The 20,008-nt window shown below is 34.1% G+C and carries 16 protein-coding genes and 3 pseudogenes; 18 read left to right on the top strand and 1 reads right to left on the bottom strand.

The genetic code is table 11. The annotated features are described in order from the left end of the window. The first annotated feature begins 127 nt into the window (after window positions 1-127). The 9 genes and pseudogenes from G4D76_RS11060 (at window position 128) to G4D76_RS11100 (ending at window position 10,072) form a co-directional block, all read left to right on the top strand. On the top strand, window positions 128-379 hold the full coding sequence (locus G4D76_RS11060) for a hypothetical protein (protein WP_213809889.1): 252 nt from the start codon (window positions 128-130) through the stop codon (window positions 377-379). Between the two features lie 587 nt (window positions 380-966). Further along, complete coding sequence (locus G4D76_RS17050; protein ID WP_371814480.1) at window positions 967-1,251, top strand: DUF5677 domain-containing protein; 285 nt, start codon at window positions 967-969, stop codon at window positions 1,249-1,251. Between the two features lie 338 nt (window positions 1,252-1,589). After that, entirely contained in the window at window positions 1,590-1,844 is a 255-nt protein-coding gene (locus G4D76_RS11065; RefSeq protein ID WP_213809890.1) for a hypothetical protein, read from the top strand. Between the two features lie 83 nt (window positions 1,845-1,927). Beyond that, the gene (locus G4D76_RS11070) at window positions 1,928-2,317 is read left to right on the top strand and encodes a hypothetical protein (protein WP_213809891.1); all 390 of its coding nucleotides are present in this window, start codon (window positions 1,928-1,930) and stop codon (window positions 2,315-2,317) included. Window positions 2,318-3,089: 772 nt separating this feature from the next. After that, entirely contained in the window at window positions 3,090-3,398 is a 309-nt protein-coding gene (locus G4D76_RS17055) for a pentapeptide repeat-containing protein (RefSeq protein ID WP_371814687.1), read from the top strand. A gap of 881 nt (window positions 3,399-4,279) precedes the next feature. After that, window positions 4,280-5,793: pseudogene (locus G4D76_RS11080) on the top strand (type I restriction-modification system subunit M). Beyond that, window positions 5,783-6,409 (top strand): restriction endonuclease subunit S, encoded by a 627-nt coding sequence (locus G4D76_RS11085; RefSeq protein ID WP_213809892.1) that lies wholly within the window; start codon window positions 5,783-5,785, stop codon window positions 6,407-6,409. Before G4D76_RS11080 ends, G4D76_RS11085 begins: the two are co-directional and overlap by 11 nt. Further along, window positions 6,402-6,986, top strand: a complete 585-nt coding sequence (locus tag G4D76_RS11090) for a restriction endonuclease subunit S (protein WP_250130325.1) — start codon at window positions 6,402-6,404, stop codon at window positions 6,984-6,986. The genes G4D76_RS11085 and G4D76_RS11090 overlap by 8 nt, the downstream gene beginning before the upstream one ends. Beyond that, window positions 6,961-10,072: pseudogene (locus G4D76_RS11100) on the top strand (type I restriction endonuclease subunit R). The gene G4D76_RS11090 and the pseudogene G4D76_RS11100 overlap by 26 nt, the downstream one beginning before the upstream one ends. Here the strand turns inward: G4D76_RS11100 and G4D76_RS11105 are convergent. After that, complete coding sequence (locus G4D76_RS11105) at window positions 10,067-10,453, bottom strand: transposase (RefSeq protein WP_250129953.1); 387 nt, start codon at window positions 10,451-10,453, stop codon at window positions 10,067-10,069. The pseudogene G4D76_RS11100 and the gene G4D76_RS11105 sit on opposite strands and share 6 nt — an antisense overlap. Window positions 10,454-10,817: 364 nt before the next feature. Here G4D76_RS11105 and G4D76_RS11110 point away from each other — a divergent pair, with 364 nt between their 5' ends. The 9 genes and pseudogenes from G4D76_RS11110 (at window position 10,818) to G4D76_RS11150 (ending at window position 19,999) form a co-directional block, all read left to right on the top strand. Next, window positions 10,818-11,414, top strand: coding sequence for a TetR/AcrR family transcriptional regulator (locus G4D76_RS11110; RefSeq protein ID WP_213809894.1), 597 nt, complete (start codon window positions 10,818-10,820; stop codon window positions 11,412-11,414). 42 nt (window positions 11,415-11,456) lie between these two features. After that, the gene (locus G4D76_RS11115; RefSeq protein WP_256440579.1) at window positions 11,457-12,716 is read left to right on the top strand and encodes a purine-cytosine permease family protein; all 1,260 of its coding nucleotides are present in this window, start codon (window positions 11,457-11,459) and stop codon (window positions 12,714-12,716) included. 5 nt (window positions 12,717-12,721) lie between these two features. After that, complete coding sequence (locus G4D76_RS11120) at window positions 12,722-13,795, top strand: S-methyl thiohydantoin desulfurase family protein (protein ID WP_213809896.1); 1,074 nt, start codon at window positions 12,722-12,724, stop codon at window positions 13,793-13,795. Window positions 13,796-13,798: 3 nt separating this feature from the next. Continuing rightward, complete coding sequence (locus tag G4D76_RS11125) at window positions 13,799-14,863, top strand: S-methyl thiohydantoin desulfurase family protein (protein ID WP_213809897.1); 1,065 nt, start codon at window positions 13,799-13,801, stop codon at window positions 14,861-14,863. A 23-nt stretch (window positions 14,864-14,886) separates the two neighbouring features. Next, a pseudogene (locus tag G4D76_RS11130) lies at window positions 14,887-16,439 on the top strand (hydantoinase/oxoprolinase N-terminal domain-containing protein). A 724-nt stretch (window positions 16,440-17,163) separates the two neighbouring features. Continuing rightward, window positions 17,164-17,499 (top strand): JAB domain-containing protein, encoded by a 336-nt coding sequence (locus tag G4D76_RS11135; protein WP_213809898.1) that lies wholly within the window; start codon window positions 17,164-17,166, stop codon window positions 17,497-17,499. Then, window positions 17,463-17,717 (top strand): JAB domain-containing protein, encoded by a 255-nt coding sequence (locus G4D76_RS17060; protein WP_213809899.1) that lies wholly within the window; start codon window positions 17,463-17,465, stop codon window positions 17,715-17,717. The genes G4D76_RS11135 and G4D76_RS17060 overlap by 37 nt, the downstream gene beginning before the upstream one ends. Before the next feature lie 473 nt (window positions 17,718-18,190). After that, a complete protein-coding gene (locus G4D76_RS11145) occupies window positions 18,191-18,658 on the top strand; it encodes a hypothetical protein (RefSeq protein ID WP_213809900.1) in 468 nt (155 codons plus the stop codon). Between the two features lie 396 nt (window positions 18,659-19,054). Next, on the top strand, window positions 19,055-19,999 hold the full coding sequence (locus G4D76_RS11150) for a nucleoside hydrolase (protein WP_213809901.1): 945 nt from the start codon (window positions 19,055-19,057) through the stop codon (window positions 19,997-19,999). The last annotated feature ends 9 nt before the right edge of the window (window positions 20,000-20,008 follow it).

The raw sequence follows: 20,008 nt of genomic DNA on the forward strand, positions 1-20,008 counted from the left end.
ACTTTCTAAAATGACTTGTTAAAACCTTTTAAAAAAAGCATAAACATGTTTTAAAGAAAATTTACGATGGTTTAGAATCTTGACCGTGTTTAAAATTTATTATTTATTTTGCTTAGGAGGAGATTGAATGTATGAAAGAAGTAAATTGTCTGACCATAAATTTGAAAAAGGCAAACTGATCACTCCAATTAATACTATTGTTTCAGAAATGGTAAAAGAAAAATCTTGGTATTATGGGCGTATTCCGGAGTATATCTGGTTAGGATTAATTATTAGCCATGGTGAAAGATTAGAACAATTAGAGAAGTGTAGACAAATTTTAAATTACTTAAACACAACTGATAAGAATAATAAGTTCCATTACCTAAAATGTCTTTAATATTTGAAATGGATGATTCTGAGCAGAATGAGTTTTACACTTTATTAAGTGAATTAAATGTAGTAAAAGCATTAGAACCTCTTTCTTTAATTTACTCAGATATGTCAGAAGAATTTATAAAAGCAGTTAAAGGTCATAATTCATCAATTGAAAAGAGAATAGATGATTTAAACAGTATGATTGATAAATTAACAGATCATCAGAGTAACTTGTCCACTGATATTAGATATTTAATTTATACAAAGCAATGTTATCTTTTAATTTCCACACACTTCATGAAAGTGCAATTGATGAAGCGATGTTAAATTACCATAAAACATCTCATGACAATCCGATCATGCAAATGTACAGACCAATAGTGAGGTCATCAGAAGCTGCGTTAGCTCATATCGGCCTAGATGAAGTAGGTGTTAATTTAAATTTCGTCACAGAGTTTTGGAAAAAAAAGTCTTTTGACAGAATGTGAAGTATTCTATATAAAAACGATAAAAATGACGAGATAGACTTAAAGAAATACAAAAATAATGTTTATAAAATATTGAATTACTTAACAAAATTATTAAAAAACAAGACCTCTTGACAATAAAATGCTTGTTTTACTTGGGATTACAACATATTCATATAAAAGATTGATAGAGTTGGTTGATCACAATTTAGAAAATACAATATCCGGACGAACTATAACGAGATCAATAATTGAAAGTTATATGATGACTAAATATCTATTGAAAAACGAAAAAGAGCACGATGATATTTGGGGCGAATTTCAAGATTATGGTATAGGTAATTTTAAACTGCTACATGGACGCTACTATGAGGAAAAACCGCAAATTGAAAACTCTCATGTTCATTATAATATTATTGAATATTAATATCAGAATTTAAGATGGAAGAGTTTATAGATATTGATACGAGTTATTTTGGAAAAGGAAATATCAGAAAAAAATTTCAAGAAGTTGATGAAGAAAACTTTGGAAATTTTATTATGATTATGATTCGGATTATGAACATGGTCTTTGGGGTGCTATACGAGAGAGTTCTTTATTAAAGTGTTCAGCTCCAGGGCATTTATATCACGTGATTCCTGATATTGATGATCTACAAAAGTTACCTAGTGTAGCGAATGACTGTGTAATGGTTATGAATAAACACTTGAAACTACTTAAGGATCAATATAATTTACCCGATAGTTTGTGGGAGGTTCTTTAATATGCAAGACATTTTATTAGAGGAAGTGACACAAACACAAAAAGAATATCTTGAATTGTTAAAAGAATTAGATGAAATCTCTGAACAAAGTATTTCACCTGAGATGATTGATAAAATCAATATTTTCTGGTACGGGAAAAGAAATATAGTGAACCTTATGTTTGAATATTTATTTAAAGAAAAAGAAGTGCATTGCTTTACTGCTGCTACAGATTTTGACACTGAAGATTATTCCCAGAAAAGCTTTTTATTTTAGGAGATTACCATGTATTCGATGATCCTTTACCCGACTATTTAAAATCCATAAGCATGGTAAATGATACAGTTTATTTAACTAAAATGAATAAAGTTATAAAAAAAACTGTGAAGAACAATATTACAATTATAGAAAATTTAAAACGAAATCTTTTAGTATTTCCATTAAGACACTTATCTGAAGTATTAAATTTAAGTTCTGAGGAACTCTATCGATTGTCAGAAACAATTTTTTTAAGTTTATTTAAAGGCATAGAAAGTATGGGAGAATACAACCAAAAAATAAAAAAATCTAATGATATTGCTAGGTATCTAAACGAAAATCAGCCTACAATCCCTTTATTTAATGGAGATAATGTTAAAGATAAGTGGGAAGTCAGGATACAAAATTCTAAAATAGAATACTTTGATAATGCTAATGTGACAGAAATGACAGATGGTGAAGTTTTCTTTTTAATTGTTTTGGTAATATAAGGCAAGCCCTGAGTGTTATTGATATGTCATCTTCATTTCAAGTCATCCCCTTCATTCGTTCATTTATTCCTTTTAGCTATTTTATTCTAATATCTAAAATTTTAGAGGATAATTTCAAAAAGCATTTGATTTTAATCAAGAAGAGTATTGGAAAACTATTATTTCTTATTATATTCACAGAGAATTTTTATTAATGATTACAGATGTTCAATAGAAAGCCTAAAAAATAAAACTGAAGAAAATGACTTTAGAACAATAATTTATCATTCTTTAAGAGAAGTAAAGGAAATACCGGAAATTATCGAAACGATAAAGAAACACTTAAATGAATTAGAGATATAGAAAGCGACTAGTGACAAATTTATATATAAATAGTTTTAGAAGGCTGATTATTTACTGAAATTTATTAAATACCTTGTATTTATATTAAAGGACACACTTAGATGATGGAGAATATTGAATATTATATAATACAGACCCAGTGAAATTAAAAGTTTACTGGGCTTTTTAGCAGAAATAAAAGATTGATAGAGAAGGATTTGAAGCTGAAATACTAATAATATGACGAGATATTAGTTTGAGACTATCTTTTATATTTTTTCATTTGTCAAAATAATCTTGACAGTTCTTTTTCATTCATATAACTCAAAAATAGAGACTCGATTGGAATGGAATGTTAACAATAAATGTCTAAACTAAAGGAAGATAAACTAATGAAATATAAAATCATAGAAACTGCAATAGGTATAAATTTATTTCTTATAATAAAACTATAGAAAATGTTAGATTCTTCAACTCTAATATTACCTATATTATTTTTAGGAAATATAAATTAAATAATGTAGATTTTATAGGATGCAATTTAAAACATAGTAATTTTAAAAATACTATATTTAAAAATGTTGTGTTTTATAATGTGAATTTATCTAAATCAAATTTCCTAAACAGTGAATTTATTAATTGTCATTTTATTAATTGTAAATTTGAAAAGGTAAAAAATTTCAAAAGTGAGAGCCTGAATATCTATAAAAGTAACTTTGATAATGTATTTGTCTCTGAAAAATTAGAAAAAAATACTTAGATTGAATAGAGTCTCCCGGTTTAAAACAGCATATGTCTTCACTACTAAAAGTTCTAAAGGTAAAAAATTAAATAAGGGAGTACTTTCTTTATTTTTAAATGATTTCACTGAACATGAATTTTTACGTGTGGTAATAGCAATCAATAAAAGGAACAATAGATTTATTAAAAACCAACTAACATATGGCCAGTTTTATGAATTTAGTAACAAATACTTAAAAAAATGATATACTATATTTGATTCCCCCGGGGCTTGAAAAAGTGTAAGCAAACGAAAGACTACGGATCACGTTGTGTTTGCTAGTTTTCTGGGAGGTGTTGTGCCTATGATAAACAACATTAAGAATTTCTTCGATTGCGTTTCTGACTCTATAACTTTTGTTATAGTTCTCATAGGGTTAATTCGTTATATTAACAAAACTCTCTCTCGATTACTCGAGGGGAATGATAAAAAGTTGTTGGAGATTCCAACAATTTTTTTATTTGTGACAAACTTTATTTTTCTTAATAACTTTCCAATAAACGACCGTTTATTATACCTTTAAGGATTACTAGAAACCTTGATGTCATTTCTACACATAAATTACATATATTTTAATTTTTATCTTGCATATCAAACTTGAAAACCTGACTTTCTTCGTGTGAAGATAAGCCGGGTTTTTTTAACTAAAGTACAAATTATCGTCTGATATAGTACAAAATAATTATGAAAATGCTAAATTTAAAATAATAGTGACAAGATATACTATACAGGTCAATTAAGAATTAATTTAGTTTTAGCCTCAGTATAAAACGATACATGCGCAATCAGGAGGTAGTTCTTACAATTGCATAGTTTCTATTATAGAATTGAGGTAAATCACTATATAGGAGCGATACATTATGGCAAGTATTGGATTTGAAGAAAAGCTCTGGCAAGCTGCAGATAAGTTACGCGGCAGCATGGATGCGTCAGAATACAAAAGTGTAGTACTGGGACTCATCTTCCTGAAGTATGTTTCAGACTCATTTGAAGAAAAGCACGAAGAGTTGCTACAAGATGAATATGCTGATGAAGAAGATAAAGATGATATATGGCAGAAAATATATTCTGGGTACCAAAAGAAGCACGTTGGACATACATAAACAGCAATTCTAAAAAACCTGAAATCGGTCAGATTATCGACAAGGCAATGATTGCGATAGAAAAGGAAAATGAATCGTTAAAAGGCGTGTTACCAAAAGATTTCTCTCGACCGGGATTGGATAAATCTAAACTCGGTGGGATTATTGACATTTTCACGTTTAAAGTGGGAGACTCAGAAAGTAAAAAACAAGACGTTCTTGGCAGAGTCTACGAATATTTCATCGCGAAATTTGCGAGTGCGGAAGGTAAAAACGCTGGGGAATTCTACACACCTGCATCAATTGTGAAATTGTTAGTTGAAATGATTGAGCCATATAAAGGTAGAATCTATGACCCATGCTGTGGTTCAGGTGGCATGTTTGTACAAAGTGAACGTTTCATTGAAAATCATCAGGGCCAACTTGGTGATGTAGCGATTTACGGACAAGAATATAACTTAACAACTTGGAAGTTAGCGAAAATGAACTTAGCAATCCGTGGTATAGATAATAATCTAGGTGACACACATGCTGATACTTTTCATTACGACCAGCATAAAGGATTAAAAGCAGATTACATTCTTGCGAATCCTCCGTTTAATTCAAGTGACTGGGGTCAAGAAAGAGTTCTGGATGACTATCGTTGGAAGTATGGGTTACCACCTAAAGGGAATGCAAACTATGCGTGGATACAACATATGGTCTCTAAATTAGCACCTACGGGTACAGCTGGCTTTGTATTAGCGAATGGATCGATGTCCACAAGCTCTACTGCAGAACTTGAAATTAGAAAAAATTTGATTGAAGAAGATTTAGTAGAATGTATCGTTACTTTACCAGGACAAATGTTCTATTCTACACAAATTCCAGTCTGTTTATGGTTTATTACTAAAAACAAAGAAAAGAATGGTAAAAACGAACGGAAAAATGAAATATTGTTTATCGATGCAAGAAATATCGGCTATATGGCTACCCGTACTCTTAAAGAATTCTCAGATGAAGATATTACAAAAGTAGCGAGTGCTTTCCATGCTTGGAGAGGTACAAGCGATGACCAGTATGAAGATGTCAAGGGGTTCTGCAAGGTTGCATCAATAGACGAGGTTCGAAGCCACGAATATATTCTAACACCTGGTAGATATGTTGGTCTATCCGATGTTGAAGAAGATTCTGAACCATTTGAACAGAAAATGGAACGTATTACTGGTGAATTGAGCGAACAGTTTGTTAAATCCAAAGAACTTGAGGATGATATTCGTAAATCTTTGGAGGGATTAGGCTATGGCTTATAAGATGAGAGATATACTCTTTAAAGATTTCATTACATTAAAAAGAGGTTATGATTTACCAACTAATAAAAGAACTCCTGGAGTTATTCCAATAGTTTCTTCATCTGGAATTACTGGAAATCATAATGATGTTAAAGTACAAGGTCCTGGTGTTATAACGGGAAGAAGTGGATTGATTGGAGAGGTTTTCTATATTAAACAAGATTTTTGGCCACTGAATACTACTCTGTATGTAAAAGATTTCAATAATAATAAACCTGAATATGTATATTATTTCTTGAAAACCTTGGATTTAAATAATTATCAGTCTGGCAGTAGCGTACCGACTCTTAACCGCAATCACTTAGATAATATTAAAATAAAAATACATGATTCTAATGATCAAGTTAACATAATAAGCATTCTATCACGAATAGATATAAAAATAGAACTAAATAAGAAGATTATAGCAAACCTCGAAGAGCTATCCCAAACGCTGTTCAAAAGATGGTTTGTTGACTTTGAGTTTCCATCTGATAAAGATATCTCATATAAATCAGGGGAAGGACAGTTTATAGATTCATTACCAATAGGGTGGATAAAACAAGAGCGGATAGCATTTTTCTATCAACATAGGTAAAACTCCCCCTAGGAAACTTAGAGATCTTTTCAGTGATTATGAAGGGGAGAAATGGGTTTCTATAAGTGATATGAAAGAGGATGGACCATATTTATTTGACACAAAAGAATATTTAAATCCCAAAGCAGTTAAAGAATACAGAGTTAAAGTTGCTCCTGAAAATAGTATTCTTTTAAGTTTTAAACTAACTATAGGTAGGGTGAAGATTGCTCATACAGATTTAACAACGAATGAAGCGATAGCCCATTTCATACAAACTGATAAGTCACCGCCATATGAGTATACTTATTTGTATCTAAAATATTTTAATTACAATGAACTAGGAAATACATCATCTATAGCAACCGCTGTAAATTCAAAAATTATAAAAGCTATGCCAATATTGGTTCCAGATATAAAAACACTTACTAAGTTCCAAGAGATTGTATCACCTTTATTTAATTCAATTCGTTCATATCAATTACAAAATAAAAATCTTATTGAATTACGGGATACGCTACTCCCTAAACTAATGTCAGGAGAAATTGAACTCCCAGATGATTTGGAGGTAGATGAACATGCAAAGCTTCTTCAATGAAGATGATTTAGAACAGTTGTCATTAGAGTGGTTTGAACAGTTGGATTATGAAGTCAGGCATGGTAATGATATCAGTCATGTAGGAGTCGCTTCAGAACGCGATAATTACGAAGATGTCATTTTAGATCAGCGCTTAGGCGCAGCATTAAGAAAAATTAATCCTGATGTAGCTGATGGAGCAATTAAACAAGCCATTCACCTAATTTCTATTGAACAGTTTCCAAGCTTAATTGAAAATAATCGGACGTTTCATGAATATATGACGAATGGAATTGAAGTGGAGCACTACAATGAAGACGGAGAGACACTGGTCGATTTAGTAAACATCTTTGATTTTAAAAATCCGAGAATAATACTTTTTAGCGGTAAAACATTGGTCGTAGATAAGGGAACATTCAAAAAATTCCCGATATCGTACTTTTTGTGACGGTCTAGCATTAGTTGTCATCGAACTTAAAAACGCGACAATGAATCTGTCGGGATTTATCAAGGATTTAATCAACTTCAAACTTATAAAAGTAAGTACCGCAATTATTTAATCACAATGCCTTTGTAGTGACGTCTGATGGACTGAATACTAAAGTCGGTTCATTAACCGCTGATTAGACCGTTTTAGCATTGGCGAACAAATGATGGTGAGACTGAAGCCACGCTGTCTATACCGAGTTTGGAAGTGCTTATCTCAGAATGTTAAATAAGCATGTTTTATTAGATATGCTTAAAAACTTTATTCTATTCCAAGATAAAGGTGATGGTAAAGTCGCTAAGATAGTTGCTGCATATCACCAGTACTATGCAGTAAATAAAGCAGTAGAAAGCACGCTTAAAGCCTCGTCAGATGAAGGTGACGGTAAAGCGGGAGTAATTTGGCATACTCAAGGTTCAGGTAAAAGTCTAACGATGGTCTTCTTTAGTGGAAAACTCATTCAAGAGATGAATAACCCCACAATAGTCGTACTGACAGATAGAAATGACCTGGATAATCAGTTATTTGGAACGTTCTCAGATTCTAAAGGCCGACGCGGAAAAGGATTACTGCGACAATCACCAAAACAAGCAGAAAGTACGAAAAATTTGATTGACTTGTTATCTGTGGAATCCGGAGGCATTATATTTACGACAATGCAGAAATTTGCACCTGAAGAAGGTGAGGCGTACATGCGTACTTTATCTAATCGGAAGAATATTGTTGTGATGGCAGACGAGGCGCATCGGACTCAATATGGCTTTAGTGCAAAAATCGGTACGGAAGGTGAAGATATCAATATGGATATGCCAAGTATTTAAGAGACGCATTACCTAATGCATCATTTGTTGGATTTACAGGGACTCCTGTGGTCTCGACTGATAAAAATACAGAAAAAGTATTTGGAGATTACATTGATATCTACGATATGACACAATCAGTCAAAGATGGTTCTACAGTTAAAATAATTATGAGAGCCGCATTATCCCTTTAAATATGCCCGATGACGTTAAAATCGACGATGCTTATGCAGATATTACCGAAGGACAAGAAGACAATGTAAAAGACCGATTGAAGTCTAAATGGTCCCGTGTTGAAGCACTAGCTGGTTCTAAACCAAGAATTGAAACGTTAGCTAAAGACATTATCGAGCATTTTGAAACACGACAGAAAGCGATAGAAGGTAAAGGCATGATTGTAGCGATGAGCAGACGGATCGCTGTCGAATTGTATGATGAAATTGTCCGGCAAAAACCGGAGTGGCATTCGGATGATGATAACAAAGGGGTCATAAAAGTGGTGATGACGGGTCAATCGAGTGATCCTGAAAATTTCCAAAGACATATTGGTCCAAAACAGCGTAGAGTGACACTGGAGAAAAGGATGAAAGATGAAAATGATGAACTTAAATTAGTCATTGTTCGTGATATGTGGTTGACTGGTTTTGATGTTCCGTCACTCCATACAATGTATATTGATAAACCGATGCAAGGGCATAACCTCATGCAGGCGATTGCCAGAGTGAACAGAGTGTTCAGGGATAAACCAGGTGGCTTAATCGTAGATTATATCGGCATCGCAGATAGCCTGAAAGAAGCATTAAAAGAGTACTGCTGACGACCGAGACCAAACAGGTATTGATACAGAAGTAGCGATAGAATTGATGCTGACCAAGTATGATATTTTACAGGACTTATTATACGAACACGATTATGCAGGATATGAGTCTGAGAATCGTAGCGAACGTTATGCTGCATTCAATAATACAGTAAACTATGTACTGGCACTCGAAGAGAGTGACAAGAAATTATTTATCAATACAGTGACTGAGCTAGCTAAAGCATACGCACTCTGTGCAACTGAAGCAGAAGCACAAGAACTGAACAGTGAAATAGCATTCTTTAAATCTGTTAAGTCAGGTGTACTAAAACTAATCGCTCCACCAAGCCCAGGGGGTAAGAGAACAAAGACATCTGCTGAAATTGAAGCAGAACTGAACCAATTAGTTTCAAAATCAGTCGTGACGGATGAAGTCGTGGATATCTATAAAACATTAGGATTAGAGAATCCTGATATTTCGATTCTTTCAGATAAGTTTTTAGAAGACGTTCAAGCCTTGCCACAGAAAATGTTGCGGTGGCCTTACTGGATCGTCTGCTAAAAGGTAAAGTGAAATCTTTAATGCGGACCAATGCGACACAGTCGAAAAAATTCTCTGAGATGCTTGATAGAGCAATTAACCAGTATAATAAACGTTCTATCGATTCATCAAAAGTGATAGAAGAGTTAATAGATATAGCAAAAAATATTGATAAAGCTAAAAAAAGGAGAAGCACTAGGTTTAAATGCTGATGAAATAGCATTTTATGATGCCTTAGCATCTCACGATACAGCGAAACAAGTTCTGGGTGATAAAGAATTAAGAGCAATTGCTCATGAATTAACTAAGGCAGTAAAAGAAAATATGAGTATTGATTGGCACATAAGAGAAAATGCTCAAGCCAAAATGAGAGTTACAGTGAGAAAACTATTAAAGAAATATGGATACCCACCTGATTTACAAAAACTTGCGGTAGAAAATGTGGTAGAACAAGCAGAGCTTATGGCAAATAGTCTATAAGATATTGTCTATTCTCATAAAAAGCGTACTGGAGCTAAAGCTATAGTACGCTTTTTTTATTTCAACTTGCAAACCATTGTTATATGCTATATTTTCATCAGACCCATCTAATTTCCTAATCTCAATAAAATAAAGTGCTGCTATTTCTTTTAAAGGATCTTCTACTTTTGACTCTTCTTCAGATAAATTATCGATATGATTAAATGAGCCCGTGTTCTGATGATTTTTAACCCATTTATCTAAAGCTGAAGCTGTGAGATCATACTCCCGTACAATTTCAGCTTTTGACTTACCATTTTCAAATAGTCGAACCATTTGTAGTTTAAATTCAGGGGTAAATGTTCTTCTCGTTCTTGTCATAATAAAATCGTCTACTTTCATTGATTTAACAGTAACCTCCCTCATGGGAGTTGTCCAATCAAGTGTAGACGATTCATTTACTGCATATTCATAATACCTAAAATAAAAGGAGCGAGAATCTCAATTAGATTCTCGCTCCTTTTATAAAAATAATAATTTTTTATAATGTCAGATAATACTAAAATCTCTCCTTGAAATGAACGATTTGACCCGAAACATTCATTTCTTAGTAGCAATAAGTAAAGTACTTTAAGTTAGTCGAATATTTATTAAGATCTTCAGCGATTATAAACCAATATTATTTTCCTCCTTTAAATTATCAGAATATATTTACAAGACAGAATATTTGTGTTAATCTACCTATTAATCATTAGGTGGTGAAAAAATGGATACAAAAGATAAAATTATTGATGCAGCAATTAAAAATATAGCTTTATATGGACACAATGGAGCAACGATGAAAAAAATAGCCGATGATAGTGATATTAAAAGTGCTTCTATCTATTATTTTTTTAATAACAAACAGGCAGTGATGTTAAGTGTTTTGGATAGAGTGCTTAAAAATCATTTTCAAGCAATGAAAGAAACCTATGATAAAAATAAAGACCTTTCTCCTTTGATTTCTATGAACTCGTTATTAGAGAGAATTGCTATACATCATTTTGAAAATTCTGATGAAAGGAAAGTATATTTGGAACTTCTAGAAAGTAGTGATGACGATGTTAAAAATAAGGTTTCAGACTACTTGGAGCATTACAACTCATGGTTATACAATAATCTGTTGAATAGCTTGGCCACAATACATAAGACTGATGACGGCAAGAAATTAAAGCAAGTTTTAGATTATTTTTTACTTATAGGTAACGGAGTTTTTTGGAGTACCAATCTGTACTCACGCGAAAAAATAGAAACTGAAGTTAAAAATGCACAACAACTAATGTCATATGCTTATGGAGCTATCTTAGGTAATGAGGAGGATTAATATGGAAATTAGAGAACAAAAAAATTAATAGAAGATTATGAGATTAAACCCGTACCACGAGAAGAACGTAAAAGTTGGTTCTATCTAACTATGATTTGGATTGCAGGTATTGTAGCGCTAGCGGCTACAGCACTTGGGGGTGCATTAGGGAGTGGTATGAGCCTTACACAGGCTCTGATTACCGCAGGAGTAGGTTGTTTCTTACTTGCAATACTCAATGCTCTTTGCGGAATAGTGGGAAACAAGACTGGATTATCTGTTGCCATGATATCTTCATTTACTTTAGGTAGATTCGGTTCTTTTATTGTATCTATTGTTATAGCTATCTCTTTATTTGGATGGTTCGGAGTACAACTAGATTTGTTTGGATCCAGCTTATATAACGTATTTGTAGATGTTTTTGGTATTGAGATCAGCAGAACTTGGTTGATGATTTTCGGTGGTGCTTTGATGACAATCACTTCGATGATTGGATATAAAGGATTAGAAAAGCTGAGTATAGTTGCTACACCACTATTAGGTGTCCTATTGATAGGCTCTGGCTATGTGGTATTAAAAAATTATAACTTAAATGAACTGAATAATGCAGCACTGACTATGGACCCTATTACGATGGGTGGAGGAATCTCACTTGTCATAGGATCATTGGCAATAGGAGTAATTATTGCGCCAGATTTCTCAAGATACTCTAAATCTTCTAAGGATACTATCATTGCCTCATTCTTAAGTTACTTCTTAGGTTATGCTGTTGTTTTAATATTAGCTGTACTACTTGCTAAAGCAACGAGTGAGGCCGACGTAGTCGCTATAATGATTGGAATTGGATGGGGAACTGGAGCAATGCTCGTATTAATTTTAGCTCAATGGACAACAAACAATACCAACCTATATTCATCCGCCCTTGGTTTCTCGGTAGTATTTAAATCAATACCAAAATACATAATTACAATTTTTGCAGGGGTAATCGGTACTACTCTAGCAGTATTGGGAATTTATGATAATTTCATTACTTTTTTAAATATTCTAAGTATCATGATTCCTCCAGTAGGTGGGCTGTATGTTGCAGATTTCTTTTTAAGAAAATACCGTTATGACTTTAATAAAATAGATACAATTATCAATTTAAATATACCAAGTTTAGTAATTTGGGGGATAGCTATTTTGATAGCATTTATGACTTCAGCTCAACCTCTAGGTTTCGGGCTTCTTACGTTAACGAATGCACCTGCCATGGATGCATTTTTAGTAGCATTTATTTTACAATTTATTGTCAGTAAATTTAATCTTGATAAGAGAGGATAATAACTATGGAATCAATGAATGAGTCTGATATTGAGTATATAGCTCTTGGGGCTTCTTTACTTGGAACCGGTGGTGGTGGTGATCCTTTGGTTGGTAAATTAATGGCTCTATCTGCTATTGAAAAGTACGGAGGAGTAGAGTTAATTAGTATTGATGAATTGGGTGTGAATGAAAAAGCCGCTACATTTTGTATGGTTGGGGCTCCTACGGTAGGCGTTGAAAAAATCCCGAATTTTGAAAGCCTTGAAAATGTATACACAGAGTACGAAAAGTATTATGGATATAAAATTGATGCTATAGTACCTTCTGAGATAGGTGGTGTTAATTCTATGATTCCATTTGTCATTGCAGCTATGAAAGGTATACCAGTTGTTGATGCTGACGGTATGGGTAGAGCATTCCCTGAGATGCAAATGGATACTTTTTCTATCGCAGGAATATCTAATACTCCATCTATATTTGCTGATGAAAAAGGAAATTCATTTGTAGTCACAACCGAAGAGTTAAAATGGACTGAGAAAATCTCCAGATCATTAGTTGACACTTTAGGTGGTTCATTGATGAATGGTGTTTATTTACTCGATGCACTAGAATTAAAGCGACATGCAGTTCCTAACACAGTTTCACTAGCAAGAGAGTTTGGGAAAGTGATTAAAAACTTTAAGAATCCCATTGCTCATCTAGTAAAAGATTTTGGTATGTCTTGTTTATTTACCGGAAAAATTATAGACGTTGAAAGAAAAACTGTTGGGGGTTTTGTTAGGGGAAGAGCTAGTTTACTCAGTTTAGAAGATAGTGAATCACATTGTGTCATTGAATTCCAAAATGAGAACTTAATTTGCTTGATTAATGAAGAGGTTAGATGCACAACCCCAGATTTAATTACACTGGTAGATAATGAAACAGGTATTCCAGTTACTACAGAAAATTTAAGATTCGGAATGAGATGTAGTGTAATTGTGAGTAAAGCGGACTCTCGGTGGAGAACTGAAACAGGTATTAAAACCGTTGGCCCGAAATACTTTGGATATGACTACGATTATGTTCCGGTAGAAAATTTATTTAAGGATGAGGTGTAATCTATGAGATTAATAGGTAAAGAAGAAATAGAGAATATGGCAATAGGCGCTGCACTTTTAGGTACTGGTGGGGGAGGAGATCCTTACATCGGTAAGCTCATGGCACTGCAAGCAATAGAAAAATATGGTCCTGTTAAATTAATTTCAGCAGATGAACTAAATGACGATGATTTAGTCGTTCCTTCAGCGATGATGGGAGCACCAACAGTGATGGTAGAAAAAGTACCTAGTGGGGATGAATCCTTAGCAGCATTTAGTGCCCTTGAAGAGTATTTAGGAAAAAAAATTACCGCAACTATGCCGATTGAAGCTGGCGGGGTAAATTCCTTGTTACCTTTAGCACTGGCTGCACAGACAGGCTTACCTGTCGTAGATGCAGATGGTATGGGCAGAGCCTTTCCAGAGTTACAGATGGTAACATTTTATTTGGATGATATAAATGCTTCACCAATGGTATTAGCAGATGAAAAGAAAAACTCAATAGTTCTCAATGCAGTTGATGGTATGTGGACTGAAAAGATAGCTAGAAATGCAACGATGACCATGGGCGGGTCACTGTTAAATGCAATTTATCCTATGACTGGTGCTCAAGTTAAAGAGTCATCAATTCTAAACTCTTTAACTCTAGAAGAGGAGCTAGGCCACATCATACTAAACTCCAAAAATCCTATCGAAGACCTCAAAGTAAAACTCAAGGGATACATCTTATTTAATGGAAAAATCACAGATATTGAAAGAAAGACAGATGGTGGATTTGTTAAAGGAAGTGCCAAATTTGATGGTCTAAACGAGAATAAAGGATTTACCGCAAGTCTGGAATTTCAAAATGAGAACTTAATTTGTTTAGTAGATGGTAATCCTAAATGTATAACCCCAGATCTAATAACTGTTTTAGATGCTGAAACAGGAATGCCTATTACTACTGAAGGATTAAAATACGGCATGAGAGTAGTAATTCTTGGTATGCCAGCAGATCCGAAGTGGCGTACCCCACGTGGTATAGAAACCGTGGGACCTAAATACTTCGGTTACGAACATGAATATACACCAATTGAAGAACTAAATTAAAAATTAGTAAAGGAGAGATTGTTATGACTTATAAATTAGGGATTGACGTTGGGGTACTAATACAGACGGAGCCATACTGGACGATGAGATGAATGTTATTACTTCGTTTAAGTCCCCAACAACAGATGATATAGAGACAGGTATCAGAAATGTAATTAAAATGTTACTAGATGACATTGATTTTGATAAATCCAAAATTACTCATGCAATGCTAGGAACAACTCAATGTACCAATGCAATTGTAACTCGAAAAGGATTAAACAGTGTAGGTGTAGTACGTACAGGAGCGCCTGCAGGAACAGCAGTAGAACCTCTTTACAGTATGCCTGATGATTTACTAGAAGTAATAGGTAAAAATACTTATCAAGTACGTGGGGGACATGAATTTAATGGGGATTTAATTAGTGAATTGGATGAAGATGAATTAAAGGAAATAGCAGAAGAGCTAAAAGGTAAAGTATCCTCTGTAGCAATAACATCAATTTTCTCACCTGTAAATAATGAACATGAAGTAAGAGCGAGAGAGATATTCAGAGCCGTTATGGGTGATGATGTGTCGTTCTCATTATCATCAGAAATTGGTAGCATCGGGCTATTAGAAAGAGAGAATGCTACAGTGTTGAATGCGTCTATTATTGATGTCGCAAGAAAAACTATTTATGGTTTCGAAAAAGCTTTAGAGCTAAATGAAATTAATGCAAATGTATACTTTTGTCAAAATGATGGGACGCTAATGTCTAAAGATTACACTTTAAAATATCCTATTTTAACGGTCGCTTGCGGCCCTACCAATAGTTTACGTGGTGCAAGTTTCCTTTCTGATTTTCAAAATGCAATTATTGTAGATGTAGGAGGAACTACTACTGATATTGGCGTTTTAAATAATGGTTTCCCACGCGAGTCTTCATTATCTGTTGAACTTGGTGGTGTTCAAACAAACTTTAGAATGCCAGATATTTATTCCTTAGGACTTGGCGGTGGAACGATTGTTCGTATAGAAAAGGATGAATTCAAAATAGGTCCTGATAGTGTGGGATATTTGTTACCTGAAAAAGCAAAGATTTTTGGTGGAGATACATTAACGGTTACAGATATTGCGGTCGCTAAAGGTATATTAGAGCTCGGAGATAGAACGCTAGTTTCCGATATAGATTCACAACTAATAGATAATATTTATAACGAGATCTTAAAAATGATTGAACGCTCAATTGAAAGAATGAAAACTAGTGCAGAAGATGTACCTGTAGTCCTCGTTGGTGGTGGAAGCTCCTTAATTAAAGGTGACCTAGAAGGCACTAGTGAGGTTGTAGTTCCAGACAATGGCGGGGTAGCGAATGCGATAGGTTCAGCTATCTCAGATATAAGTGGTGAAGTAGAGAAAATTTACAGTATTGATCCTGGAAAAAGAGAAGAAACCTTGGAAGAGATTAAGAAAATAGCTATTAGAGAAGCTGTAGAGGCAGGAGCAGATGAAAACAAAACAGAAATTATTAGTTTTGAAGACGTTCCATTAGCTTATTTACCAGGCAATGCAACTAGGATTAAGGTGAAAGCTGCCGGCCCGCTTAAAAAGTGAAAGAAATTGAGTTAACTTAATATTAATAATTCAAGTGGTCGATAATTGTTAATAATGAAATACTTTCTTCAAACAATACTCTTCTGTATTTCATTCTGATATTGTCTTTATTCTCATCAAAGGTAATATTAATATAGTTCTCATGAAATCTAATGATGAGAAAGTGAATTTAAGACGTTTTATAAAATATTGACGTATCTCTACTGGTCAAATAGATTTAAAGTATCATTAGAGTGAAGGCTAGAAGTCATAGTCTAAAGCTCTAAATTGATTATAATTAGCAAGAGTAATCAATTCCTATATATGAAATAATAGAAGTTGATTACTTATTCATGTAATACAGATATAATTTAAGTTAACTCCATTTTATGAGTTATTTTGTTTACAAAGTTATCTCGGGAGGATGACTTTGCCCTATCAGTATGGATAGGGCTTTTTTTATTAATATAAATGAAATGCATTGGAGAAACGGAATATGTCAGATCTAAATCTGACATATTCCGTTTCTTTTATCCATTCAGTTCCTTCACTCTTACTCGTGTGTAGATGCATTTGTTTACTTGTGCATCCTATCAAATACTTCACTAATTGCAACACCAAGCACTGCGTGTACCTGCGGTAGTGTTGCAATCAGCTTCGGATTTGATCTTGGCGGATGCGTAAACAAATTACATTCACACACTCGATTAAAAGAGTGTAGTAGAAAAAATAGGAGCTGTTAAATATGCACAAAATTTATTCGTTATTATCCAAGAAAGCCCAGGCGTATGTTGAAACAATGGAACTAAAAGAAGTGTTGAACATATTATTTTTCATAAACAATGAAAATTTCACAAGAAGAGATAAAGAAAAATTAATTGCTGTTCATGAAACAATTCTCGAATATAATACTAAAGAAGATATTAAAGAAATCAGAAGTCCCAAAGAAGCTTATGACTTTTTAAAACCAAAATTCATAGGAAATGAACAAGAAGAATTTCATGCGATATTCCTTAATACAAAAAAAGAATTATCCATACAGAAATGGTTTTCAAAGGCTCAACAAATACTTGTATTGTAGACCCGAAGTGTTTATATAGTAGAGCATTGAAATGTTCAGCATCAGCAGTCATTGTCGCACATTCACATCCCAGTGGAGATCCGACACCCTCTAACGAGGACATTGAAGTTACAAAGAGATTGAAAGAAGTAGGAGAAATCGTAGGTGTAGTCTTTTTAGACCATATTATACTAGGCGATAATAGCCACATATCTTTAAAGGAAACACATTTTTTCTAAAACAATAGACCGCTAGATGAGCGGTCTATAATTTTGTACACATTAGATCTAATTTGTATTTACATCAACATTGAGGAAACGGTAATCTGCAGTAACGTTTGCAGATTACCGTTTCTTTTTTTCGTTCAGTTCCCTCACTCTTACTCGTATGCAGATGTATTTGTTTACTTGTGCATCCTATCAAAACCTTCACAAATTGCAACACCAAGCACTTCGTGTACCTGCGGTCGTGTTGCAATTCGTTTCGAATTTGATATTAACGGATGCGTAAACAAAATACACCCACACACTCGATAAAAAGAGTGTAGTAGAAAAAGAAGAGAAATACAGTGAGTTCAATTGACAGTATATTATCCAAAGAAGGCAAAGATTTTGTCCGCACCCCCAAGTGTTGAATTCTACTTGACGGTTACAGGTTGCAGTTTCTGGAAAGTCATATCTATATCATTGCTCTGTTGGGCTTGTCATTTTTTATGGTTTGGAACAGCTTGCAAAAATCTCGAAAAGACATGGTGGAGAATCAGGGGCATATAAAGCATCATTTAATTTTCTGGGTCCACATTGGCTCTTTCGCGCTCTATAATGCAATTATTGGATACCTGCTCCTGCAGGGAGAGTACCAATCGAAATGGGGGATGCTGCTGTACTTCATTGCGATGGGCATTCATTTTGTAACAAATGATAAAGGACTGCGTGCGACTCATAAAGAAGACTATGACCGCTACGGCCGGTGGGTGCTCGCTGTATCGATTACGATTGGCTGGATAATCGCCGCTTTTACAGAAGTCAATATACTTGTCATTTCAGTCCTATCGGCCTTTATAGCAGGCGGTGTCATACTGAATGTAATGAAGGAGGAACTGCCTGAAGAGAGGGAAAGCAGTTTTCCGGCCTTTTTTTCAGGAATGCTGGGGTATGCAATATTACTGTTATCTCTGTAAAGTGACTGGTATACGAAAAAGGTGTTCAATAGAGGAATGCACTGTAACCCGAATAAGAAACAGCTTATAAAAAGCGTCTCTTATTCGGGTTTTTCTATGCCTTAAAGATTATCTTGTTTATACTTAAATAAACTATCTGTACGGAGGGCTATCATGGCGAGACATTTTACAGTTCTTTTTTCCAGTCATAGTTTCTTTGATAGACTGGAATTATTAATTTCGTTGCACCTCGCAGATATTCACTTATATATCTAACGTTGCCTTCCATAGAAACACTTCCTTTAAATAAAATAATATAACCTTACTGTACATTAAAATAGAAAAATTTAGAATTCTTTGTTATACAATAGATAGATAAGTAAGCTGACCATAAAAATTATAAATGAGGTAATTATATTGAAAAAAATAATCATAGACACTGACACTGCAGGCGATGACACGATAGCAATTCTAACAGCTTTACATAATTTCGATGTATTGGGCATTACAATCACCGGTGGTAATGTTGATTTCAACCAGCAGATTGATAATGCGTTATATACGACTCAGGTTGCTGGTAAGACTGATATTCCTGTTTATCCTGGATACAGCGGACCGATTTTTGGTAAGACTGAGCAGGAACATACGACTGTTGAGGATGTGCACGGCAGCGATGGTATGGGTGATTCTTTCTTCCCTAAACCTGAGCGTTCTGCCGAATCGACGCATGCGATTGATTTTATCATCGATACTATTAACGATAATCCCGGTGAAGTGTCGCTTCTTGCGATTGCACCTTTAACTAATATTGCTATGGCGATTAAAAAGGATCCGGGTATTACTGAGAAGATTGATCATCTGTATATTATGGGCGGGACGAATAATGCACTGGGTAATATCGTGCCGGCTGCTGAGTATAACTTTTACATTGATCCTGAAGCTGCTAAATTAGTGCTGCAGTCAGGTATTGAAATGACTATGGTCGGCTGGGATATGTGTACGGATTATTCTCTGATGTTCGATGAAGAGCATACTGAGATTGAAAGTTTCGGTACCGCAGGTTCACAGTTCTTTAAAGACGTGAACAAAGTAGTGAAGAAATTTAATAAAGAAGTACATAAACTGAATGGAACGACGCATCCTGATACGCTGCTGGTTGCAATCGCAGCGGATGAAAAGATTATGGCTCAATCGAACAAGTATTATGTAGATGTGGAAACAAAAGGAGAACTGACACGTGGTTACAGTCTCGTTGATATCAATGGACGGTTAGGCAAAGAACCGAATGTCAGAGTTTGTGAAAAAGTAAACAGAGAGTTATTTAAAGAACATTTGTATGATGTTTTGAAAACAATGGAATAACAAAAACTG

The sequence above is a fragment of the Jeotgalicoccus sp. WY2 genome, from assembly GCF_018437745.1.
GTDB classification, from domain to species: Bacteria; Bacillota; Bacilli; order Staphylococcales; family Salinicoccaceae; genus Jeotgalicoccus; species Jeotgalicoccus psychrophilus.